Source organism: Kribbella sp. NPDC058693, assembly GCF_042715335.1.
In the GTDB taxonomy this organism is placed as follows: Bacteria; Actinomycetota; Actinomycetes; order Propionibacteriales; family Kribbellaceae; genus Kribbella; species Kribbella jiaozuonensis.
On the sequence record NZ_JBHXSQ010000006.1, the window covers coordinates 16,438 to 37,877 of the forward strand.

A 21,440-nucleotide genomic window follows, 5' to 3' on the forward strand; every position below is an offset into this window, starting at 1 on the left:
TCAGCACCGGCCCTTGTGCGCCTGGCACCAGGTCTGCAGCTTCGCCACGTTGACCTGGTGTTCCGCGAACGTGGTGGCGAACGCGGTCTCGCCGGTGTCCAGGTTGACCAGCGTGAAGTACTTCCATGAGCCCACTGCCGGGTTGAGCGCGGCGCTCAGCTGGTCCCGGGTCGGCGAGTTGATCGGGCTCGGCGGCAGTCCCTTGTGGTTGTACGTGTTGTACGGCGAGGGGTTCTTGCGCTGCTCAGGCGTCGTGTACACGCCGCCGTCCTTGCCGACCACGTAGTGCACCGTCGAGTCCATTCCCAGGTACATCCCGGCGGACAGCCGGTTGTAGATCACCCGCGCGACCTTGGCGTAGTCGGCCTGCTTGTTGGTCTCGGCGCCGATGATGCTGGCGACGATGACCGCCTGGTACGGGTCCAGCTTCTTGTGCTGCGCGGCCTGGACCAGGTTCAGATCCTTGGCGATCGACGCGTACTTCGCGGTCATCAGCTTGAGCATGACGGTCGCGTTCGCGTTCTTCGGCACGTCGTACGTCGCCGGGTAGAGGAAGCCTTCGGGGTTGCCGTTCGCGTACGCCGGCAGGCCGAGCGAGGCCGGGTGGTTGATCGCGTTCGCGGCCTGGCCGGCGGGAAGCTTGAGCTTGGTCTGCAGGATCACCGCGACCTCGCCCTTGGTCTCCCCGGACGGGACGCTGACCCGCATCACCTTGATCGACTCGGCCGTGTTCATCATCAGCGCCAGGGCGGCCTTGGCCGACATGTGCTTGCGCAGGGTGTAGGTCGCGGCCTGGATCTGCAGCGACCGCGGGTCGTCGCGGGCCGCACGCTCGAACGCGCGGGCGCTCTTGACGACCTCCTTCTTCTCCAGGGTGTCGGCGATCGACGAGCTCGACTGCCCCTTGGAGATCTCGACCTGCACGGATCCCGTGCCCTCGCCGGTGTAGTCGGGCGCGGAGAACACGCCCTCGAGCGCGTCCTTGCCCTTGCCGAAGCCGACGACGGCGCCGGCCACGATCGCACCGACGACGATCAGCGAGATCAGACCGGCGAAGCAGCCGAACGCCCGGCGGCTGCGGGCCCGGCGCCGGTTGGCGCGCCGCTCGACGCGGGTCTCGGCGCGTAGGCCGAGACCGCTGCCGAGATCGTCGGCCTGCTCCTCACCCTCGTTCACGTCTTGGTCCACCGATGGTCCGTTCACAGGGGCCTCCCGGGTGGGTTGCCGGTCTCGCGCTCGAGGTCGAGCGCATGTTGCAGAATCACGACCGCCGCGGCCTGGTCGACCACGGCGCGCCGCTTGGAGCCCTTCTTTCCCCGTTCCCGCAGCATGCGTTCGGCGGTGACGGTGGTGAACCGCTCGTCCACCAGCCGCATCGTCGTCCCCTCACGCACCTTGTCCAGCACCTGTGCCGCCGTCTCCCGGATCTTCACCGCGGCCGGTCCCTCGCCCCCGGACAGGGAGCGCGGCAACCCGACCACGATCTCGACCGCCTCCAGTTCGGCGGCGAGTGCGGCGATCCTATCCAGATCACCGGGCCCACGCCGGACGGTTTCCACAGGCGTGGCCAGGATTCCGTGCGGATCGCTGCTGGCGACGCCGATCCGGGCATCGCCGATATCGAGCGCGATCCGCACGCCACGTCTCATCTGCAACTGTCCTCGATCAGCCGGTGACGAGGTGGCCGACGGTGTGCTCGACCGCCGCCAGCGCCTCGTCGGCGCCGGCCGGGTCGGTGCCGCCACCCTGCGCGACATCGTCCTTGCCACCGCCGCGACCGCCGAGCTTCTCGGCCGCGACCCGGACCAGGTCACCCGCCTTGAGCCGCCACTCGCGGGCGAGGTCGTTGAGCGCGATCACCACACCGGGCTTGCCGTCGTTCACACTCAGTACGGCGACCACGGCGGGCTTGTCGCTCGCCATCCGGCCGCGGATGTCCAGCGCCAGCTTGCGCAGGTCGCCGCCGTTGACGCCGTCGGGTGCACGGTGTCCGACGTACTGGACGCCGAAGACGTCGCGCGGGTTCTTCGCCAGCTCGCCCGCAGCCTCGAGGACCTGGGCGGCCCGGACCCGCTCGAGCTCCTTCTCGGCCGTGCGCAGCCGCTCGGCCAGGTCGGCGACCTTGGCCGGCAGCTCCTCCGGCCGGGTCTTCAGGTTCTCGCTGAGCAGCCGGACCAGCGCGCGCTCGCGGCCGAGGTAGTGCAGCGCCTCCATGCCGACGAACGCCTCGATCCGCCGTACGCCGGCGCCGACCGAGGACTCGCCCGTCACCGTCACCGCGCCGACCTGCGACGAGTGCTTCACGTGCGTGCCACCACAGAGCTCACGCGACCACGGGCCGCCGATCTCGACCACGCGGACCTGCTCGTCGTACGTCTCGCCGAACAGCGCCAGCGCACCCCACTCCCGCGCCTCCGGCAGCGTCATGTACTGCGCCGACACCGGGAGGTCCTGCCGTACGGCGAGGTTCGCGACCTCCTCGATCTCCGAGCGGGTCGACGGGTCCAGCGCCGACGACCAGGCGAAGTCGAGCCGCAGGTAACCGGGCTTGTTGTACGAACCGCTCTGCAACGCGTTCGGGCCGAGCACCTGGCGCAGCGCGGCGTGCACGACGTGCGTACCGGAGTGCGCCTGGCAGGCCGAGACCCGCCACTCGTGGTCGACCGCGGCGTGCACGTCCTCGCCCGGACGCAGTACGCCTTCGAGGATCTCGACCTTGTGCACGATCAGGCCCTTGACCGGGCGCTGCACGTCGAGGACCTTCAGCTTCAGGCCGTCGCCGAGGATCAGGCCCTCGTCCGCGATCTGGCCACCGGACTCGGCGTAGAACGGGGTCTTCTCCAGCACGACCTCGACGGTCTCGCCCTGCTCGGCGAACGGCGCGATCGCACCCTCCCGGAGCAGACCGCGCACCTGCGAGTCGCTGGAGAGCTCCTGGTACCCGGTGAATTCCGTGACGCCCTTCTCGCGCAGCTCACGGTAACCGGAGGTGTCGGCGTGACCGGCCTTCTTCGCCCGGGCGTCTGCCTTGGCCCGCTCGCGCTGCTCCTTCATCAAGGACCGGAAGCCCTCGGTGTCGACGTTCAGGCCCTGCTCGGCCGCCATCTCGATGGTCAGGTCGATCGGGAAGCCGTACGTGTCGTGCAGCTGGAACGCCTTCGCGCCCTCGAGTTGGTGCGCGCCGCCCGCCTTGGTCTCCTTGACCGCCACGTCGAAGATGCTCGTCCCGGCCGTGAGAGTACGGCGGAACGCCTCCTCCTCGGCGTACGCGACCTGGCTGATCCGGCCGAAGTCGGCCTCCAGCTCCGGGTACGACTTCTTCATCTGCTCGAGGCTCGTCGGCAGCAGCTCGACCAGGCTCGGGTCCTCGTAGCCGAGCAGCCGCATCGAACGGATCGCGCGGCGGAGCAGGCGACGCAGTACGTAGCCGCCCTGCTCGTTGCCCGGGGTGACGCCGTCGCCGATCAGCATCAGCGCGCTGCGGACGTGGTCGGCGACCACGCGGAACCGGACGTCGTCGACGTGCTCGACGCCGTACTTGCGGCCGCTGAGCTCGGACGCCCGCTCGATCACCGGGTAGATCTCGTCGATCTCGTACATGTTGTCGACGCCCTGCAGCAGGTACGCGACCCGCTCCAGGCCGAGACCGGTGTCGATGTTCTTCTTCGGCAGCTCGCCGAGGATCGGGTAGCCCTCCTTGCCGCCACCCTCACCGCGGATGTTCTGCATGAAGACCAGGTTCCAGAACTCCAGGTAGCGGTCGCCCGCCTCCCAGTCCCGGTCCGCGCCGAACTCGGGGCCGCGGTCGATCAGGATCTCCGAGCACGGGCCGCACGGACCCGGGATGCCCATCGACCAGAAGTTGTCCTTCATCCCCAGCCGGACGATCCGGTCGTCGGGCAGGCCGGCGATCCGCTTCCAGAGGGCGATGGCCTCGTCGTCGTCGTAGTACACCGAGGCGTAGAGGACCGACTCGTCGAAGCCGTAGCCGCCTTCGTTCTGGGGCTTGGTGACCAGCTCCCAGGCGTACTCGATGGCCTTCTCCTTGAAGTAGTCGCCGAAGGAGAAGTTGCCGTTCATCTGGAAGAACGTGCCGTGCCGGGTGGTCTTGCCGACCTCTTCGATGTCGAGCGTCCGGACACACTTCTGCACGCTGGTGGCCCGGTCGTACGGCGGGGTCTGCTGGCCGACGAAGTACGGGACGAACTGCGCCATGCCGGCGACGTTGAACAGCAGGTTCGGGTCCGGCGACGGTAGCGGGGCACTCGGCACCACGGTGTGGCCCCGGTCCTCGAAGTACTGCAGGAACCGTCGCCTGATCTCACTGGTTTCCATGGGTGTTACCGGTAGTCCTCACGATCGTTTGTGGTCTCGATACCCAGCGCGTCGCGCAGCTCGGTCTCCCGCTCGGCCATGCCCTCGCGGACCTGGTCGCCGAAGTGCCGGACCGCGGCGGACAGCTTCGCCGCGGACTCCTGGACACTCTCCGGAGCGAGGAGCTGTGCTCGTTTCTTCAGCCGGGTGACGGCGTACACGCCGACGGCGATCCCGATGATCAGCCAGATGATCCGCTTCACCGCTTCCGCGCCTTCCGCTCGGCCTTCATCTCTTCCTTGACCCGGCGGCTCACGTCCTTGCGCTGCTGCTCGCCGAGCGCGCGGCGGACGCCGTACGTGAAGGCGGCCGCCTTCACCAGCGGGCCGCCGGCGGTGGCCGAGAACAGCGACATCAGCGCGGCCGCGTTGGTGGTCACCGTGGTGGCGTTGTCGGTGATCGTGTCCACCTTCGCCAGTTGGGCGTTCGTGGTCGCCACCGTGGTGGTCACCTCACCGAGCAGCGGGACGCTGGAGTCGGAGACGCCCTTGACCATGATCCGGGTCTCGTCGAACACCTTGCCCAGCTTCAGGATCGGATAAGCCAGCAGGCCTACCAGGATGAGCAGCGCGCAGGCAGCTATCAGCCCCGCGACTTCACCGACGCTCATGGAAACGATCCACCTTCCCGTAGCGAGCCCGTTGTGACCTCATGTGAGTTCTGGACGCCCGACCTTATCGCGCGGCCATAGCGCACTCCGCTCCAGGACACCATCCCTCACATCACAGTCGCCCACCAAACCGGCTCACGGGGTCGGGGACGTCTCCGTGACGGTCGGTTCGGCGGGGGTCGGCGTTGTCGGCGTCGACGGGGTTGCTGAGGGTGTTTGGCTCGGCGTCGTTGGGCTTGTGGGGGTCGGGCTGGTCGGGACCGGGGTTGTCGGCGTGGTCGGGGTGGTCGGCGTGGTCGGGGTGGTCGGCGTGGTCGGGGTCGGCGGTGACGTCGGGGTCGGGCTCGTCGGCTTGGGGCTGCTGATCGGGCTGGTCGGTGGTGACGTCGGCCGGGTTGTGCTCGGGGTGGGTGCGGTCGTGGTCGGTGCTGTCGTGGTCGGCTGCTGGGATCGCGTTGCCTCAGGCTCCGGTGCCACCCAGGGCGGAGCGGGCTTGCTCGGCGATGCCGACGGGCTCAGCGGCACCAACGGCTTGCCGACCGGGAGCTTCGGTCTCGGATTCGACCTCGACGTACCTTGCGTCCGCTCGATGGTCGGTGCGGGTTGGGACGCGGGCGGCGCCTGGGTGCTCGCGGTCTCGTGCGACCGGAACGGGATCAGGTACAGAGCGCTTGCTATCAGAACCAGGGCTGCTGCCCCGATGGTCAACTTCAGAACGGGTACACGCCGACGGCTATGCCGCGGTCTGGACTGCCTCACAACGGAAAACCTTTCGCCCCCAGGCCGAAACGGAGCCTACCGACTCGAACGCTTCAATCGAAGCTCACCGTGAGTGCCTGAACGGCCCCGTCCGGTGCCCATTCCAGCTCCATCGAGCCGGTTCCGCCGCCCGACCAGCGAAAACGCGCCCGCTCGTCGCCGTCGTCGATCAGCGTCATGGTCTCGGCCGGCGGGTTTTCCCGGTACGCCGCGGCGATCGCCGTCCGACCTTCGAACGGGCCGACCGGAATGGCGACGAACCGCATCGTCGCGTCCGGGGCGAACCGCTCGGCGAACGTGTCCCAGTCCCCGGTCGTGACCGCTCGGTTGAAGGCTTCGACGTGGTCGGCGGTCCGGCTCATTTGCTGTCGCGCTTACGGTCCGGTTTGCGGTCCCGGAGGATCTTGCGGATGGCCGTGACCCGATCGGCGTACGCCGCCTCGCCGCCGCGGCGGGTGGGGTTGTAGTAGTCGGTGCCGTCGATCACGTCCGGCGCGTACTGCTGCGGTACGACGCCGCGCGGGTCGTTGTGCGAATACTCGTACGACGAGCCGTGACCGATCTTCTTGGCGCCCGCGTAGTGCGCGTCCCGCAGATGCGGCGGGACCGGGCCGACCTTGCCCGCCTTCACGTCCGCGATCGCGGCGTCGACGGCCATGATCACCGCGTTGGACTTCGGCGCCAGCGCGAGCGCGACGACGGCTTGCGCGAGGTTGATGCGCGCTTCCGGCATACCGATCAGCTGCACCGCCTCGGCGGCGGCGACTGCGACACCGAGCGCGGTCGGGTCGCCCATGCCGATGTCCTCGCTCGCGGAGATCACCAACCGTCTGGCGATGAACCGGGGGTCCTCCCCCGCCTCGATCATCCGGGCGAGGTAATGCATGGAGGCGTCGACGTCTGAACCCCGGATGGACTTGATCAGCGCCGAAGCAACGTCGTAGTGCTGATCCCCGGCCCGGTCGTACCGCACGGCCGCGCGATCAACCGCCGTCTCCAACGTCACCAGATCAATCAACGCCCGCGCCCCGCCAGCCAGGCCGCCGCCAGCCGCAACGGCGTCGGCCCCAACGGCGTCGGCCGCATCCCCGCCAGCCGCGCCAGCCGCATCGCCGCCAGCTGCGCTAGCCGCGTCGGCGTCGGCCGGGGCCCCGTCTGCCCCGCCCGCATCAGAGGGCTTGGTCGCCTGCGAGTACTTGAGGGCCTGCTCGTGCTTGGCTCGGGCTCCGCCTGCGGCGGCTTCCAGGTAGGTGAGTGCGCGGCGGGCGTCTCCGCCGGCCATCCGTAGTAGGTGGTCTCGTGCGTCCTGCGCCAGCTCGAATTCGTCGTTCAGTCCGCGCTCGTCGACGAGCGCGCGATCGAGCAGGACCGAGATGTCGTCGTCGGTGAGCGACTCCAGCGTGAGCAGCAAGCTGCGGGACAGGAGTGGGGAGATCACCGAGAAGAACGGGTTCTCCGTGGTGGCGGCGACCAGCGTCACCCAGCGGTTCTCCACACCCGGCAGCAGCGCGTCTTGCTGCGCCTTCGTGAAGCGGTGCACCTCGTCGATGAACAGGACGGTCTCGACCGTGCCGGTCGCGCGGGACAGGTCGCGGCGGGCGCCGTCGATCACCTGCCGCACGTCCTTCACACCGGCCGTGACCGCGGACAGCTCCACGAACTTCCGATTGGTCTGGTGCGACACCACCGCCGCGATCGTGGTCTTGCCCGTCCCCGGAGGACCCCACAGCAACAGCGACATCGGCTGGTCGCCCTCCACCAGCCGTCGCAGCGGCGAGCCCGGCGCGAGCAGATGCTGCTGCCCGACCAACTCGTCCAGACTCCGCGGCCGCATCCGCACCGCCAACGGAGCCGCCGTATGGTCCGCATCCGCCAAACTCCCACCACCACGCGCCGGCGCAGGAGCCCCCGGAAGATCGAACAACCCTTCACTCACCCCAGCAGCCTAACCAGCCCCACCGACATCCCCATCCCCCCGCCCTACCAGCCGACCTCCGCGCCCCGCCCTACCAGCCGACCTCCGCGCCCCGCCCTACCAGCCGACCTCCGCGCCCCGCCCTACCAGCCGACCTCCGCGCCCCGTCCCACCCAGGGCGCCCCCGCGGCCCGGCCGGCTGCCTCGCTTCCTCCCCCACGCGGCTCCCGCCCGGCGCCCCCGCCCGACTGGCCGGTTAGCGGTTCTGGGTGGGGCGGCGGTTGGTGGCGTTGCGGAGGGCGCGGGTGTCGCGGCGGGTGGTGGGTGGGTCTGTGGCTAGGGTGCCGAGGAGGTCGTTGCGGATCGACCGGAGCTGGGCCTGGGCTGGGTCGAGCCTGGTTGCGACAGCGTCACCGTGGTCCCGCCACGCGTCCCGGCTCTCCTTCAGGTACAGCGCGAACGCCGGCACCTTCAGCGCCACATCGGCCCAGTGCGGCGCCCCGGTCAGATCCACGCCCAGGCTGTACAGCGCGTACGTCGAAGTCAGCCTCGCCTGCTGCATCAACGCCGCACGTCGGCTGACCGGCGCCTCCTGCCTCCGAGCCAGATCGAGGCGGTCGTCCATCAACTGCCGTCCCTGCCGGACCATCTCGTCCGCAACCTGGCGCAGCGGCGCCCCCACCCGGACCTGCGCGCCCTCAGCGATCACGTCCCGCAACACACTCGCGCGTGCCAGCCGGGTCAGGGACTGCGCGAGCCAGTCGTCGTCCCGCTCCGGCAGGACCACGCGGTCGCCGTACGCATCCTCGAAGCTCTTCCGGAGGTAGGCGACACTCGTCGCCGGCATCGGCCGGCCCTCCAGCGCGGCCCGGTTGACCGCCTGCGCCGACGCCTCCTCGAGGCTCAGACCCCACTGATTGCTGGGGTCGAGGGACAGATCGGCCGCAGCCACCAGGATCTGTTCGGCGTCCGTGCCCTCCGGATCCAGGCGTACGCCGTCCAGCTCGAGCCGGCGCCACCAGTGCGCCAGCCTGTCCGCGACCTGCCGCTCCCGGTCCGTCGCAGCCGCCGGGAGCGACCGCTCGTACCGATCGAGCGCTAGCAGCGCCTCGGTGGCGAACATGTCCACCACTTGCTGCGCAGCGGCAAGCTCGTCCCGGCTCGGCTCGCGACGCTCCGCCCGCGGCGTCATTGCCGGCCGTCCAGCTCCGCCTGGACTCGCTCGACGGCCTCGGCCCGGCGCCGGAGACTGTCGAACCGCTCGGCCTGCTCCGGGCCGGCCGGCTGGTAGTCGGCATCGTCCGCGGCGTCGACCGCGACGTACCACCACCGCCCTGCGTACCAGGTCGGACCGACCTCCGTCCCGGCGAGCATCGGCGTCGCCGCACCGGAGTCGAGCAACTCACGCATGCGGTCTTGCGAAATGTTGTCGTCGGTCACTCAAACGACTGTAGGACGCCGAGGGGCGAACACGAGCTGGTATGTGCCGCTCCGCCGGAGCAGCACGATGGTCGGGATCTGCAGTACGACGATCGTGACGACTGTGATGATCGGGTCGAGCGCCGGTACGACGGAGATCGGCAGCGTGTACGAGAGGGCGACGCGGACGATCGCGTCGACGATCGACGCGATCCCCCAGAACACGGTGATCCACTTCCAGGCGTGGCGGAACTTCGGGTTCGTCTCCCAGAGCTCGTCCATCACCGCCGCCCGGCGCGGCATGAGCGCCTGCGTGACGGTGTAGGTGAGGGGCCGCGGATGGCGCAGCGACCATAGTGTGATGCCGGCGAACGGGAGGCTGATCCAGGCGTTCCGGACGAGCAGCAGGCGGGCGTCTCCACCGACTACTGCGACCACCGTGCTCGCCACCATGCTCACCACGACAGCCATCCCGACCAGGTCCGTATGCCGGTTGCGCACCAAGGACACTGCCGAGCTGATGAGTCCTGGGATGACGCCGGCGAGCAGTGCGATCAGGTCATTGGCACCGAGTGCCTTCAGGCCGTAGTAGAGGGCGAGCGGGATCGCGATGTCGACGACGAGGAGCCACGGTCGGTTGCGCGTGCTGGGCATGCACCGAGGATCAGCCTTGCAGCCGTCGGCCGGCATCGAGCCGACGGCTGTACGCGCCTAGACCAAAGTCTTAGTCCTTCTTCCGGGACTTCTCGTCATCGGGGCCGAGCTCCTCGGAGAGCTCGTCCTCCGCAGCCGTCTCGCGGAGCTCCTCCGGCAGCTCGCCGTCGACGTCCCGCAGTTCCTCCGGGAGGTCCTCCTCGTCGAACTCCTCGGGCAGGATCTCCTCCGCCTCCACGGCCGACTCGGGCTTGATCGCGTTGCGGAGGCGGCCGAGGATCCGGTCCGCCTCGGTGCCGAACGGGTTGTCGTTGACCAGGTACGTCCAGGTCGCGGTCGGCCGCGGAATCCCGCTGGCCTCCTCGTCGAGCCCGTCGGACGTGATCTCCGCCGTACCGAACGTCTCGGCCGCGTCCTTCCAGGCGTCCTCGATCAGCGTGTCGAACGACGCGATCGCCGACTTGTTGAACTCGTCGATCGGCTTCAGGTGCACGATGCCGCCGGCCAGCGACCGCAGGTGGATGCCCTCGCGCAGGTCGGCCAGGTACGCCAGGTGATCGGTCCAGCGCCGGTCCAGATGACCCAGCGCGATCCGCCGCGCGGCGGCCTTCACCACGTCCTCGCCGACCGCGTCGACCAGTTCGTCGTACCGCTCCTTGGCCCGCTCGGCGAGCTCGGTCGAGGCCAGGTCCTCGGTCAGCACCTTCTCGCGCGTCTCGAGCAGGATCGCCCGCTGCTGCCCGGTGAGCCGGTTGTACTGCCAGGTGGTCCGGTGCAGCTCGGCGTTCGCGCCGTCGGCGACGCGCTGCGCGTGCTCGAGCATCGCGATCGACTTGCGGTCGGTCAGCCGCCCGGTGTCGTCCGGGTGCGGCCGCAGACCGGACGAAACGGAGTACCGCGTGACGAGCTCGTCGGCGAGCGAGGCGAAGAACAGCGTCCCGCCCGGGTCGCCCTGACGGCCGGCGCGACCACGCAACTGGTCGTCGAGCCGACGCGAGGCGTGCAGACCGGTGCCGATCACGTACAGGCCACCGAGCTCGATGGCCTTCTCCTTGTCGTGCGACTCGTCCCGGCCGCCCAGCCGGATGTCCGTACCGCGGCCGGCCATCTGCGTCGAGACCGTGACCGTCCCTGGCACACCGGCCTCGGCGATGATCGCGGCCTCTTCGGCGTCGTTCTTCGCGTTCAGTACGACGTGCTCGATCTCGGCCGCCTCGAGCTTGTCGCTGAGCTGCTCGGACTCCTCGACACTGTGCGTGCCGATCAGGATCGGCCGACCGGACTCGTGGACGACACCGATGTGCTTGACCAGCGCTTCGTTCTTCTGCTCGACGGTCAGGTACAGGCGGTCGGAGTCGTCCTTGCGGATGTTCGGGGTGTTCGGCGGTACGACGGCGACGTCTACCTCGTAGAACTCCTGTAGGGACTCGCCGACGACGACCGCCGTACCGGTCATGCCGCAGAGGGTCTTGTACCGCTTGACCAGCGCCTGCACGGTGATGCTGTCGAGCACCTCACCGGAGTCGCTGACCGGCACGGCCTCCTTCGCCTCGACCGCAGCCTGCAGACCGTCGGGCCAGCGCTGCAGCTTCGCGACCCGGCCACGGTTGTTGTTGATCAGACTGACCTTGCCGTCGCGGACCAGGTAGTCGACGTCTCTCCGCAGCAGTACTTCGGCGTGCAGCGCGACGTTGATCTGGGTCAACCGATCCAGGTTCTCGTCCGCGTAGAGGTTGAACTCCTTGACCGGCGCCGGCTCCTCAACCTCCGCGTCATCGCTCTCGTCCGCAGCGTCGACCGTCTCCGCCTCGTCAGTCGCCTCGCCGGTCGCCTCCTCGGTTTCCGGCTCGGTCCCAGCCTCGTCGGTCTCCGCCTCGGCCGCCAGCTCCTCGGCCGCCAGCTCCTCGGCCGCCAGTTCCTCGGCCCTGGCGCCGAGGGCCTTCTCGACCTTGTCGGTGCCGCGGTCCGTCAGCGCGACCGTCCGGCCGTCGCCGTCGATCTCGTAGTCCACGCCTGCGCGCAGCGTCCGCACCAGCTGGACCACGTCGTCGTCCAGCGCCTCGGACCGGGTCGCACCGGCCAGCACCATCGGCACCCGGGCCTCGTCGATCAGCACCGAGTCCGCCTCGTCCACCAGCGCCACATCCGCGTCGACCGTGACCCGGTCGTCGACCTTGGTGACGAGACGATCCCGCAGTACGTCGAACCCGATCTCGTTCACCGGCACATAGCAGACCTCCGCCTGGTACGCCTCCCGGCGCTCCTCCGGCGTAGACACCTGCCCGACATGCGACACAGTGACACCCAGCAGCTCGTACACCGGCCCCATCCACTCGGCGTCGCGCTTGGCCAGGTAGTCGTTCACCGCCAGCACATGCACCTTGCGGCCGCCGATCGCATACCCAGCGGCGGCGATCGCACCGGCCAGCGTCTTGCCCTCACCGGTCGCCATCTCGACGACCCGGCCCTGCAGCATCGCCAGCGCGCCGACGACCTGGCCGTCGAACGCCCGCTCCCCCAGCGCCCGCTGACCCGCGTCCCGGGCCAGCGCAAGGAACTCGATCTGCTCGTCCTCGTGCAGTCCACCGGTCGTCCGCAGCTCCGTGGCCGCCTCGGTGAGCTCTTCATCGGTCAGGGAAACGACCGACTCCTCCGCCTCGCCGACCAGCTGGGTGAGCCGCTCGTACGGGCCGAGATCGATCGAGCCGGGGCGCTGCAGCAGCCGGCGGAAGCGAGAAGCGATTTTCAGGGCCATGATGCAGGCAACGTACAGCGTCCGGCGGTCGTTCCGCAGGTCAGGTCAGGGTGTCCACTCGTACGGTGTCGTGGTTGTAACAGCGTGGAGTCCGAGCTTCTGCAGGATCGGGCGGGAGTCCTCGGAGGCGTCGACGCGGAGGAACTCGTACCCGCGGTCCTTGGCCAGCCGGGCGCGGTGGACGAGCAGCGCACTGTAGAGCCCTTGCCGGCGCCACTCCGGCAGCGTGCCGCCGCCCCACAGACTGGCGAACCCGGTGCCGGGATGGAATCGGATCCACGCCGCCGACACGGCCGGACCCTGCTTCAGCACGTCCTCGACCAGGAAGACAGACAACCGGTCCGGGAACATCCGCGCCTCGCCCTGCAGCTGCTCCACGATCCGCGCCAGCCCGCTGTCCCAGAGCGTGTCGGTCAGTACGGCGATCCGGTGGAAGTCGTCCGGTCCGTCGGCCTCCCGCAGCCGCACCTTCGACGGCAGCGCCGACGGCCGCTCGAGGATCCGGTCCACCTCGCCGAGGATCAGCGTCTCCGGCTCCTCCTTGCTGAAGCCGGCTCTGACCAGGCGCTCGCCCAGATCGGCCGGCTCGTCGTACGCGTAGGTCTTCCACTCGAACGGCAGCCCGCGCTCCCGGAAGAACGCCACCTCCTGCTCGATCACCGCGTCCGGGTCATCCCCGAGTCCGCGCGGCGTCTCGACGAAGCCGGCTCCCTCGGGACCTTCGACGTACGAGCGATGCACCAGCCCCTCGTGCTCCTGTTTCCATCCGGGGATCGCGTCCGCGTCCGGCAACCGGATCCGGCGGTGGAACACGTCGAGCAGCTCGTCAGGGGTCATCTGCACATCGTGCCCGAACGGCTACCTGAAATCACCGGGATAAAAAGCAAACCAGTTCGCAACTGGTGTCGTCCAAGTAAGTGTCCTCACAAGGGGGGAACACATCATGAACATCCACCACATCACACCCAAGACGATCTTCGCCGCACTCGCGGTGATGGCAGTCCCCGCGGCCGCGTTCGCCGCACCGACCCTGACCGGATCTTCCGCCCCCCGAACCACCTCGACCACCGCCGTCGCCATCGCGTCCTGCCCGGGCGGCTGGGGATCGTTGCCCGAGGCAAACAGCCGGATGACGCAGGCGCCGGTGACCGCTGTCCGCACCGGACGGCATGCCTGCTTCGACCGGATCGTCGTCGACATCCGCGGTCGCGCCCCGGGGTACGACGTTCGGTACGTGAAGAACGTCTTCACCGACGGCGCCGGCCATCTCGTCCCGCTGCGCGGTGGGGCGAAGCTACAGGTCGTCGTCCGCGCTCCGGCGTACAGCTCGACCGGCGCGGCGACGTACTCGCCGAAGAACGCGAAGGAGCTGACGAATGTGGCCGGTTACAGCACGTTCCGCCAGGTCGCGTACGCAGGCACGTTCGAGGGACAGACGACGATCGGGCTGGGCGTCCGCGCGCGGCTTCCGTTCCGGGTCTACACGCTGGCCGGGCCGGGATCGAACACCCGCTTGGTGATCGACGTCGCGCATCACTGGTAAGCCCCGCCCCGCGGTCGCCCGGTTCCTCACCCCGGGCGACCGCTTACGCGTTCTACGGCGTGCGATCCTCTACAGCGTCCGGTTGAGCAGGTCGTAGAAGGAGTTGCCGAGCAGCAGTTCGTACGGATCGGTCAGTAGCGGTCCGAGTTCGGCCATGTCGGACGGCGTCCACGACCACGCGCCGATGAGGCCCGAGATGAACAGCGGGCTCGCACCGTCCCAGCTCGAGATCCGCTGGTCCAGCGCGGCTTTGAACTCGGCCGCCTTGCCGGGTGCGCCCCAGCCGCCCGTGATCGGGATGCCACCGTGGCGGACGGTCAGCGTGTCGCCGTCCCAGGTCTGCATGATCCCCTTGGTCGGCGTGTAATCGGCGTACCCCTTGGCGATCTCCTCCGAGAGCTGCACCCACGTGCCGTCCTGCCGGCCGCTGTACGCGTACACGACCTCCAGCGCGGTTCGGCGCATGAAGTCACCGGTCATCTTGAGGTACTTCGTGAGCTCGGCCGAGGTCCACGAGGCTGGATACGTGTATCCGCCGCCGGACGGGCCGCAGACCAGGTAGTCGTTGGCGGTCGCGGTGCGCTGGTAGTGGCTGTAGATGTTCGGACCGGCCTCGGCGAGCAGCGGGCTGATCGTCCAGTTGGTCGGCACTTCGCCGCGCTTCGGGTCGTCCCAGATGTCGCGCAGCCGGCGCTGGCAGTACTGGATGTTGTCGCCTTCGCCGAACGTCAGCGTCAGATAGACCTTGTTCTTCGCCTTGCTGATCCGCCGTACCGGCCGGGGCTTGCTCGAGATCGGTGCGGCTGTGCCGGCGTGGACGGTGCCGTTCATGTAGAAGTCGGCCGCGACGACCGGGGAGCCGCCCTTGCTCGCCAGGTCGACGCCGTCCCATTCGCCGGAGACGTCGTTCGCGAACCAGCCCATGTACGGCGCGAGCGTGGGCCACTTGGCGTAGTGCTCGATGAGCAGGTCGCCCGTCGCGCCGCCGGGTGGTAGCCAGCTCACCAGGGCCTTGGTGGCAACCACGTAGTCGCGGAAGTACGGGAACGGCTCGACGCGGGTGGGCGACGTGTCCGTGGCGCTGACGAGGTACTGGTTCCACATCTCCACGGTGACGACGAGGGACGTCGTACCCGCCGGTGGTTCGAAGCGGTAGATCCAGTAGTTGCCGCCGTCCGCGAACCGGTTGGCCTCGCCACCGATCGACGAGTGCGAGCCGTCGAACAGGTACGGCGCCTCTTCCGGCGTGTTCGGCTCGAAGCGGGCGAACTCGGTGCCGTTCGCCGTGACCACCACGTGGCGCACCGACGCGCCCCAGCCATCGTCGGAGAACGAGTCCGCGAACCTTACATACACGGCCTCCTTGCCGAGCTTGGCCGAGACGTCCAGGTTGTACGTGCCGCGGTTCGACGAGTCGCGGATCTGCTGGGTCTCGCGGGCGATCTCCTGCCAGACCACGCCTTCGACGTCGACCACCCGCGTCGGCGGCAGGCCGGCGAGCAGCTGCTTGGTGACGCGTGGGAACAGGTTGTCGAGCTGCCACCGGTAGGTCTTCACCACGTCGTCGTCGAACATCCCGCGCAGATCCTTGACGATCTTCAACCCGTGCGCCTTCGCCTGATCCGCGTCCGCTACGACGGCGTTCTCCAGGCCGGCGAGGGTTGTCGCGATGTTGAGCGAGTCGGGTACGGCGGGGTCGTGGACGATCGCGCCGCGGACGTGACTGCGGTACTTGGCGACCAGGTCCAACGGGTTCTTGTACAACTTGGTCGGCAGGTGGAGGTCGGTCAGCCACTTGGCGTCCGGCACGCTCTGCGTTCCCGTGTCGTAGATGAAGTACAACTCCGGCTCTTTGCGGTTGACGATGCCTTGCAACGTTGTCAGCAGGGTCTGGTCTCCCCCACTGAGTTTGCTGACGTCGCCGTAATCCAGGTGTTTCGGGCGGTTGAACACCGGCAGCAGCCGGGCAGGGCTGCCGGACGTCGATGAAACCACAGCCTGCGCTGAGGAAGTCAGCCCCGGGACGAGCCCAAGACCCCCCACCGTCACCGCACCGCTGCCCGCCAGGAACGCTCGTCTCGAAACCATCGTGACCACTCCCTGAGGTTGACATCGATGTCAAATCAGGCCGGACAGTAGCAACGCCGGGACGGTGTGTACATAGCTCGTCACACGCTTAGGCGAAGAAATTGGAATCGTTTCCGGCTGAGGGGTATTTGGAGGCTTGGGTCTGCCCCCGCGTGCTACGCAGACGCTTTCTTCGTCGCTCCGCTCCTCAGCGCACCTGCTCCACACGCCCCCACCCACCCCCGGCTCATCGCCGTGCATCCCTTTCCGGCTATCGCCGGGTTTGCGGGCTGCCGCCCGCGGTCGACTACCCCGGCCTGGCGCGGTCGTTCGTAGCAGCTGTTCGGCTGGCGGACTGTGGGATAGCCGCCGCGGTCGACTGCCCGGGCTGGCGTGAGCGTGCGCAGCAGCTGTTGCGCCGGGAGCCCTGGGAGCCCCAGCCGTGCGGCTGGACCGTGCTGGTGGCGACTGTGTCCCGCCCTGTGTGCAACTGCTCGGTCGGGCACGCACGGGCGGACACCTCGACGTCCATGGGAGAGCGTGCTCGCAGCCGGCTCTTGCAGGCGGGCCTGCATACCTCGCCTTTCGCTCTGGATCTGGTTGTGGGCCTGGTGCGACGGTTCGGTTTGTGAGTGAGTTTGGGTCGGATCTCAGTTACCTCCTGGATGTGCCGTATGCGCGGCCCGGTGGGGTTGAGCTTTGTTTGGATGTGGTTTTGCCGTTGCCGTCTGCTGCAGTGCCTGTTGTGGTGCGGGTTGACGGGTGTCCTGGGTGGGGGCCTGGGGATCGGCGGGCGGCGATGTTGCCGTTTGTGAATCCGGCTATGGCCCGGGCGGGGTTCGTGGCGGTTGGGATCTCGGTGCGGGACAGCGGGCAGGCGGTGTTTCCGGCGCAGTTGGACGACGTACAGGCTGCTGTGCGATGGCTGCGGCGTAACCCGCTCGGGTTGCCGATCGATCCTGAGCGGATCGGGATCTGGGGACAGTCAGCCGGTGGACATCTGGCTGCTATGGCAGGGCTCTGCGGCTCGGCGGATGCCGGCGTACAGGCAGTTGTGACGATCGGCGGACCAAGCGATCTCACGCGACAGGGTGGTGAGATGCGGATCGATCGGCCATCGCCGGTTACTGCGTTGGTAGGCGGCGATACGAGCCGGTTACGCGCGGCGAGTCCGGTCGCGCACGTTCGGGCCGGCGCGCCGCCGTACCTCATCATCCACGGCACCTCCGACGAGACAGTCCCTTACGAACAAGCCGAACTGCTCCGCCACGCCCTGCGTGCCGTGGGAACGGACAGCCGGCTGCTCCCCATCGCAGGCGGCCACCACAACCTCCTCCCAGATCCGGACGCGCCGTACGACGGGCAGGTCTGGTACGACGTCGCCGACGAGGTCGCGCGGTTCTTCAAACGTCAACTGGGTGTCGGATCGGGAACCGGTGATTCGTAGGAGGGGTAAACGACGAAGGAGAACAGCATGACTGCGACCTACACGTTCGACGTGTTTTCGACCCTCGACGGGTTCGGCGCACACGACGGTGACTGGGGTGGCTACTGGGGCAAGCAGGGGCCTGAGCTGCTCGAGCATCGGGCGGCGATCTACCGGCAGCCCGCGCGGATGGTGTTCGGGGCGAACATGTACCGGACCCACTCGGCGATCATCGCCGAAAGCCCGCCGGGATCTGAGTCGTACGACGAGTGGGTGACCCGGATGATGAATCTGCCGGCGACGATCGTGTCGAGCACGCTGGAAGCGCCACTCGACTGGCCGGACGGGACTATCGCCAGCGGGGACGCCGCCGAGATCGTCGCCCGGCTCAAGCAGGAGTCCGACGTACCGCTGCGCTCCCACGGCAGCCTCTCCCTCAACCGCTCGCTGCTCAAAGCCGGCCTGGTCGACCGCATCCAGGTGACGCTCTTCCCCGTGATCTGCGGCCGGACCGGAATCGATCCGATCTTCCACGGCGCAGCCGACTTCGACCTCGACCTACTCGAAACCCGAACCTTCGACGGCCACACCCAAGAACTCATCTACCGCCCGACCCTGCACGGCTGAAGTCACGTACGGCGGCGGAAGCGGGACCTGAACTTGCCGTCGTACTCGAGGTGCATGTAGCCCGAGGAATGGACGCCGACGGCGAAGAAGCCGACGAGGACGAAGACGATCCCGGCGACCATCGAGATGTGCCAGAAGGCGGCCGCGATGCCCACGAAGGCCGAGCCTTGGGCGATCGCCTTCGCGACCGCGACGAGGCGGGACCTGGTCACCCGGCGGCGGAACTCCTCCTGCCGGTTCAGGACGAGGAGCGCGGCGAGCAGCGGGATCGAGACGGCAAACGCGATCACGCAGATCTTCGCCGGCAGGTCGAGCGGGGACGAGGTCAGGAACGGTTGTACGACGACCAGGCCGGCCGCGGCCAGTCCGCCGTAGATCAGGTTCGACTGCCGGATCCACTCCTCCTGGGAGGCCGGGTCGGAGGTGGCGTCCTCGACTTCCTGCTGGATGCGTTCGGCTTCCGCCTCGGCGTCCGCGCGGTGGGTCTGCTCCGCCTCGTCCATCAGCCGTCCTCCCGTCGGTCGCTGCCGTCGTCGGAATTGGGTGGTCAGGCGGACGACAGCGAGCCATAGTAAGCGCTCGACGACGGTGGAGGTCCGCGTGAGGTACTACTACGCCGAGCACGAGGCGGCGTACCAGCGCCTCGTGCAGCAGGGCCTGACCCAGTGGAGCGACCTCTTCGGGGAGACCGACGAGTACGACGTCTTCCCGAACCGCCCGTTCCTCGAGCGCGTGCTCCCGCAGCTGGATCTCCCGCCAGAGCCCGCCGTACTGGACTACGGCTGCGGCACCGGCCCCGCGGCATGCTTCCTGGCCGCACGAGGCTTCCGGGTCGACGCAATCGACCTCATCCCCGAGGCGATCACACTGGCCCGACGATTCGCCCGGCAGCGCGGCGTGGACGTCAACTTCAGCGTGCAGGACGTCTGCGCAATGGGTGCCGCCAGCAAGCAGTACGACGTCATCCTCGACAGCTACTGCCTCCAGTCCATCGTCACGGACACCGACCGCGCCAGCCTGCTCGCCGCCGTACGCGACCGCCTGAAGAGCAGCGGCTACTACATCCTCTCCACCGCGATGTACGACCCGGACCGCATCTACGAAGACAACTTCCGGTACGACGCCACCACCGGCATCTGCTACCAGGCCGCCGATCCGGCCGACGACGCAATCCAGCTCGACGGCATCTGGTACGTTCCCCACCGCCGCCACCTACGCCCCACCGCGCTCCGCACCGAACTGGAATCCGCCGGCCTCCACGTCCTCTCCCAACTAGGCGGCGACGTCATCTGCCGTCAGGGGACCTCGGGTCCGGCATCTTCGGGAGTCCGCGTCTTACAGTGACTGCTACGGCTTAGGAGGGCGTGATGGTCGTGAGTACGCGGGAATGGGTGCCGGTTGAGCATCGGTGGTTCGGGCTGGATCGGCGGACGTTCAAGGCTGGGTTCTCGGCGCTCGGGATCGCTCTTCTGCTGATCTACGGCTGGCAGGGGCTGAACGCGGCGATTCCGTGGCACAACGAGATCCGGGCCGGGCAGGTGCTCGACCTGGGCGATGGTGCGACGGCGGTGCCGCCGGTCGGGTGGCAGCTCGAGCAAGGGACGCTCGTCGGCGGTGCGGGGGCGAGTGCGACCAGTCTGCAGGTGCTGCTGGCACAGGGCGGCGCGACGATCGAGTTGATCGGTACGGCGTTCGACGGCAGCGCGGACGCGTTCCTCGACCAGGTGCATCGGTCGCAAGGCAGTCCGCCGGGCGTTACCTCGGCGCGCGGCACGCTGACCACCGACTCGGGGCTGGTCGGGGTGGTCGAGAGCGGGAGCGGTCCGAGCGGCGATGGTGTCGATGTGGCGTTCAAGATGGGTACGGGTGACGCCGTCGACAATGCGCCGGCGCTGCTGGTCCGGGTGCGTACGGCGTCCGGGCAGTTCGAGCGCTATCAGGAACAGGTTGGCACGATGTTGCGCAGCATCACCCCGGGAGCGGCGCGATGACCGCCGTACCGCAGGAGAAGGCCGCGCAGCTCGACGCGATCGAGGAGTCCGGCTGGGGTCAGCCGTACCGGTTCCTGCAGCCGCACAACGTCGCGTTCTGGGTCTATGTGCTGGGCGTCGGCGCCGGTGCGCTGACCATGCTGCGGGTGTTCGGGCCTGGAGCTCAGTTCTACACACCGGCACTCGCGGGAGGCGTCGTACTGTTCGGCCTCTACCTCATCCCCTGGCTGCTCCTCCTGCGGCACCACAACCGCTTCACCGCACAACCCGCTGGGTTGCTGGCGACCGGGTTCGTCTGGGGTGGCGTGGCGGCGACGTTCTGGATCGCGCTGCCTGCCAACGCTGCGCTGCTGGGGATCTGGGCCAAGGTCGGCGGTACGGACTTCGCGCAGGACTGGGGCGCCGGGCTGACCGCACCGATCAACGAGGAGTTCGCCAAGGGCATCGGGCTCGTGCTGTTGATCGGCCTGGCGCCGCGGCTCATCCGCAGCGCGTACGACGGCTTCATCATCGGCGCGTTCATCGGCCTGGGTTTCCAGGTCTTCGAGGACATCCTTTACGTGTACAACGGCGCCACCCAGCAGTACGGCGTCGACCAGCTCGGCTCGTCCCTCCGCGTCTTCATCGTCCGTGGCGCCGCCGGGATCGTCTCGCACGCCCTGTTCAGCGCGATCTTCTGCGCCGGCCTGATGTGGGTCCTGGGCCGCACCCGCGGCGAGCGCAACGTCGTACGCGGCGTCCTCACCATGCTGATGGCAATGTTCTTCCACTTCGCCTGGGACGACATGGGAGGCCTCAGCAACGGCGGCGCCTGGGCCGGCATCCTCCCGTTCCTGATCGCAGCCGTAGAACTGACAGCCCTCTTCTACGTACTCCGCCACGCCGCCAAACACGAACGCACCTGGATCCGCGAACTCCTCACCCCCGAACTAGCCACCGGCGCCATCGACCCACCCCTCCTGGACGCCGTCAGCGGCCTACGCAAAGACCGCAAGAAGTACCGCAAACACCTCCACAGCCGCCGCAAAGCCAACCACCGCCTAGAGGCCGCAAGCGACCTGGCCCAAGAGATCGCCCGAGCCAACGGCGAGGAGTCACCCGGGGTGATCCACACTCGCGCGGAACTGCTGCGCTTGCACAACAAGCCCTGAGCGCCGGGGATTCGCCCGCGCGACAGCCCAGGTGACAGCCCGCAAGCAGCCGACCCCGCAGCCGGCCAGCCAGCACATGCCCTGGGGGGCGGGCAGGTGCGGGCGGAGCAGCCGTGCCGAGGAGCGGAGCGACGAGAGACGGCTGCGGA

At 68.6% G+C, this 21,440-nt stretch carries 21 protein-coding genes; 7 read left to right on the forward strand and 14 right to left on the reverse strand.

What is annotated here, in order from left to right; genetic code table 11:
• Genes mltG through ACFWUU_RS37250 form a run of 5 tightly spaced genes read right to left on the reverse strand, consistent with a single transcriptional unit; the run spans window position 1 to window position 4,984 of the window.
• Window positions 1-1,188 carry an endolytic transglycosylase MltG gene (gene mltG / locus ACFWUU_RS37230; protein ID WP_380182934.1) on the reverse strand — a complete coding sequence of 396 codons (1,188 nt, stop codon included), beginning with the start codon at window positions 1,186-1,188 and terminating at the stop codon, window positions 1-3.
• 11 nt (window positions 1,189-1,199) lie between these two features.
• On the reverse strand, window positions 1,200-1,649 hold the full coding sequence (gene ruvX / locus ACFWUU_RS37235) for a Holliday junction resolvase RuvX (RefSeq protein WP_380182936.1): 450 nt from the start codon (window positions 1,647-1,649) through the stop codon (window positions 1,200-1,202).
• Between the two features lie 16 nt (window positions 1,650-1,665).
• Window positions 1,666-4,335 carry an alanine--tRNA ligase gene (gene alaS, locus ACFWUU_RS37240; RefSeq protein WP_380182938.1) on the reverse strand — a complete coding sequence of 890 codons (2,670 nt, stop codon included), beginning with the start codon at window positions 4,333-4,335 and terminating at the stop codon, window positions 1,666-1,668.
• Window positions 4,336-4,340: 5 nt separating this feature from the next.
• On the reverse strand, window positions 4,341-4,577 hold the full coding sequence (locus ACFWUU_RS37245) for a DUF6167 family protein (RefSeq protein ID WP_137257521.1): 237 nt from the start codon (window positions 4,575-4,577) through the stop codon (window positions 4,341-4,343).
• The gene (locus tag ACFWUU_RS37250) at window positions 4,574-4,984 is read right to left on the reverse strand and encodes a DUF948 domain-containing protein (protein WP_130388436.1); all 411 of its coding nucleotides are present in this window, start codon (window positions 4,982-4,984) and stop codon (window positions 4,574-4,576) included. The genes ACFWUU_RS37245 and ACFWUU_RS37250 overlap by 4 nt, the downstream gene beginning before the upstream one ends.
• Before the next feature lie 157 nt (window positions 4,985-5,141).
• On the opposite strand from ACFWUU_RS37250, the gene ACFWUU_RS37255 reads away from it, so the two are divergent.
• Window positions 5,142-5,816 (forward strand): hypothetical protein, encoded by a 675-nt coding sequence (locus ACFWUU_RS37255; protein WP_380182940.1) that lies wholly within the window; start codon window positions 5,142-5,144, stop codon window positions 5,814-5,816.
• Here ACFWUU_RS37255 and ACFWUU_RS37260 read toward each other — a convergent pair.
• The 7 genes from ACFWUU_RS37260 to ACFWUU_RS37290 all read right to left on the reverse strand — a co-directional run bounded on the left by ACFWUU_RS37260 (window position 5,797) and on the right by ACFWUU_RS37290 (window position 13,323).
• Window positions 5,797-6,105 (reverse strand): nuclear transport factor 2 family protein, encoded by a 309-nt coding sequence (locus ACFWUU_RS37260; RefSeq protein ID WP_380182942.1) that lies wholly within the window; start codon window positions 6,103-6,105, stop codon window positions 5,797-5,799. The genes ACFWUU_RS37255 and ACFWUU_RS37260 overlap by 20 nt on opposite strands.
• Window positions 6,102-7,679, reverse strand: a complete 1,578-nt coding sequence (locus tag ACFWUU_RS37265) for a replication-associated recombination protein A (RefSeq protein WP_380182944.1) — start codon at window positions 7,677-7,679, stop codon at window positions 6,102-6,104. The genes ACFWUU_RS37260 and ACFWUU_RS37265 overlap by 4 nt, the downstream gene beginning before the upstream one ends.
• A gap of 235 nt (window positions 7,680-7,914) precedes the next feature.
• Window positions 7,915-8,850 carry a hypothetical protein gene (locus ACFWUU_RS37270; protein WP_380182946.1) on the reverse strand — a complete coding sequence of 312 codons (936 nt, stop codon included), beginning with the start codon at window positions 8,848-8,850 and terminating at the stop codon, window positions 7,915-7,917.
• Complete coding sequence (locus tag ACFWUU_RS37275; RefSeq protein ID WP_380182948.1) at window positions 8,847-9,098, reverse strand: hypothetical protein; 252 nt, start codon at window positions 9,096-9,098, stop codon at window positions 8,847-8,849. The genes ACFWUU_RS37270 and ACFWUU_RS37275 overlap by 4 nt, the downstream gene beginning before the upstream one ends.
• A complete protein-coding gene (locus ACFWUU_RS37280) occupies window positions 9,099-9,731 on the reverse strand; it encodes a VC0807 family protein (protein WP_380182950.1) in 633 nt (210 codons plus the stop codon).
• A gap of 70 nt (window positions 9,732-9,801) precedes the next feature.
• Window positions 9,802-12,486: an accessory Sec system translocase SecA2 gene (locus ACFWUU_RS37285; RefSeq protein ID WP_380182952.1), complete on the reverse strand. Its 2,685-nt coding sequence runs from the start codon at window positions 12,484-12,486 to the stop codon at window positions 9,802-9,804.
• A 45-nt stretch (window positions 12,487-12,531) separates the two neighbouring features.
• Complete coding sequence (locus ACFWUU_RS37290) at window positions 12,532-13,323, reverse strand: GNAT family N-acetyltransferase (protein ID WP_380182954.1); 792 nt, start codon at window positions 13,321-13,323, stop codon at window positions 12,532-12,534.
• A gap of 106 nt (window positions 13,324-13,429) precedes the next feature.
• Between ACFWUU_RS37290 and ACFWUU_RS37295 the strand changes: the two genes are divergently transcribed.
• Complete coding sequence (locus ACFWUU_RS37295; protein WP_380182957.1) at window positions 13,430-14,029, forward strand: hypothetical protein; 600 nt, start codon at window positions 13,430-13,432, stop codon at window positions 14,027-14,029.
• 69 nt (window positions 14,030-14,098) lie between these two features.
• Here the strand turns inward: ACFWUU_RS37295 and ACFWUU_RS37300 are convergent, their stop codons facing one another.
• Complete coding sequence (locus ACFWUU_RS37300) at window positions 14,099-16,117, reverse strand: GxGYxYP domain-containing protein (RefSeq protein ID WP_380182960.1); 2,019 nt, start codon at window positions 16,115-16,117, stop codon at window positions 14,099-14,101.
• Window positions 16,118-16,763: 646 nt separating this feature from the next.
• Between ACFWUU_RS37300 and ACFWUU_RS37305 the strand changes: the two genes are divergently transcribed.
• Both ACFWUU_RS37305 and ACFWUU_RS37310 read left to right on the forward strand, forming a co-directional pair.
• On the forward strand, window positions 16,764-17,543 hold the full coding sequence (locus ACFWUU_RS37305; protein ID WP_380183537.1) for a prolyl oligopeptidase family serine peptidase: 780 nt from the start codon (window positions 16,764-16,766) through the stop codon (window positions 17,541-17,543).
• A 27-nt stretch (window positions 17,544-17,570) separates the two neighbouring features.
• Complete coding sequence (locus tag ACFWUU_RS37310) at window positions 17,571-18,149, forward strand: dihydrofolate reductase family protein (protein WP_380182962.1); 579 nt, start codon at window positions 17,571-17,573, stop codon at window positions 18,147-18,149.
• Window positions 18,150-18,151: 2 nt separating this feature from the next.
• Here the strand turns inward: ACFWUU_RS37310 and ACFWUU_RS37315 are convergent, their stop codons facing one another.
• Entirely contained in the window at window positions 18,152-18,652 is a 501-nt protein-coding gene (locus tag ACFWUU_RS37315) for a hypothetical protein (protein WP_380182964.1), read from the reverse strand.
• A gap of 97 nt (window positions 18,653-18,749) precedes the next feature.
• On the opposite strand from ACFWUU_RS37315, the gene ACFWUU_RS37320 reads away from it, so the two are divergent.
• Genes ACFWUU_RS37320 through ACFWUU_RS37330 form a run of 3 tightly spaced genes read left to right on the forward strand, consistent with a single transcriptional unit; the run spans window position 18,750 to window position 21,291 of the window.
• Entirely contained in the window at window positions 18,750-19,493 is a 744-nt protein-coding gene (locus ACFWUU_RS37320; protein ID WP_380182966.1) for a class I SAM-dependent methyltransferase, read from the forward strand.
• Window positions 19,494-19,516: 23 nt separating this feature from the next.
• Window positions 19,517-20,140 carry a hypothetical protein gene (locus ACFWUU_RS37325; protein WP_380182968.1) on the forward strand — a complete coding sequence of 208 codons (624 nt, stop codon included), beginning with the start codon at window positions 19,517-19,519 and terminating at the stop codon, window positions 20,138-20,140.
• Window positions 20,137-21,291, forward strand: a complete 1,155-nt coding sequence (locus ACFWUU_RS37330) for a PrsW family glutamic-type intramembrane protease (RefSeq protein ID WP_380182970.1) — start codon at window positions 20,137-20,139, stop codon at window positions 21,289-21,291. The genes ACFWUU_RS37325 and ACFWUU_RS37330 overlap by 4 nt, the downstream gene beginning before the upstream one ends.
• Window positions 21,292-21,440: the final 149 nt, after the last annotated feature.

Coding starts and splice junctions, on each gene's coding strand:
- ruvX (WP_380182936.1), bottom strand. CDS start 1,649: ATGAGACGTGGCGTGCGGATCGCGCTCGATATCGGCGATGCCCGGATC.
- alaS (WP_380182938.1), bottom strand. CDS start 4,335: ATGGAAACCAGTGAGATCAGGCGACGGTTCCTGCAGTACTTCGAGGAC.
- ACFWUU_RS37250 (WP_130388436.1), bottom strand. CDS start 4,984: ATGAGCGTCGGTGAAGTCGCGGGGCTGATAGCTGCCTGCGCGCTGCTC.
- ACFWUU_RS37260 (WP_380182942.1), bottom strand. CDS start 6,105: ATGAGCCGGACCGCCGACCACGTCGAAGCCTTCAACCGAGCGGTCACG.
- ACFWUU_RS37270 (WP_380182946.1), bottom strand. CDS start 8,850: ATGACGCCGCGGGCGGAGCGTCGCGAGCCGAGCCGGGACGAGCTTGCC.
- ACFWUU_RS37280 (WP_380182950.1), bottom strand. CDS start 9,731: ATGCCCAGCACGCGCAACCGACCGTGGCTCCTCGTCGTCGACATCGCG.
- ACFWUU_RS37285 (WP_380182952.1), bottom strand. CDS start 12,486: ATGGCCCTGAAAATCGCTTCTCGCTTCCGCCGGCTGCTGCAGCGCCCC.
- ACFWUU_RS37290 (WP_380182954.1), bottom strand. CDS start 13,323: ATGACCCCTGACGAGCTGCTCGACGTGTTCCACCGCCGGATCCGGTTG.
- ACFWUU_RS37295 (WP_380182957.1), top strand. CDS start 13,430: ATGAACATCCACCACATCACACCCAAGACGATCTTCGCCGCACTCGCG.
- ACFWUU_RS37300 (WP_380182960.1), bottom strand. CDS start 16,117: ATGGTTTCGAGACGAGCGTTCCTGGCGGGCAGCGGTGCGGTGACGGTG.
- ACFWUU_RS37310 (WP_380182962.1), top strand. CDS start 17,571: ATGACTGCGACCTACACGTTCGACGTGTTTTCGACCCTCGACGGGTTC.
- ACFWUU_RS37315 (WP_380182964.1), bottom strand. CDS start 18,652: ATGGACGAGGCGGAGCAGACCCACCGCGCGGACGCCGAGGCGGAAGCC.
- ACFWUU_RS37325 (WP_380182968.1), top strand. CDS start 19,517: ATGGTCGTGAGTACGCGGGAATGGGTGCCGGTTGAGCATCGGTGGTTC.
- ACFWUU_RS37330 (WP_380182970.1), top strand. CDS start 20,137: ATGACCGCCGTACCGCAGGAGAAGGCCGCGCAGCTCGACGCGATCGAG.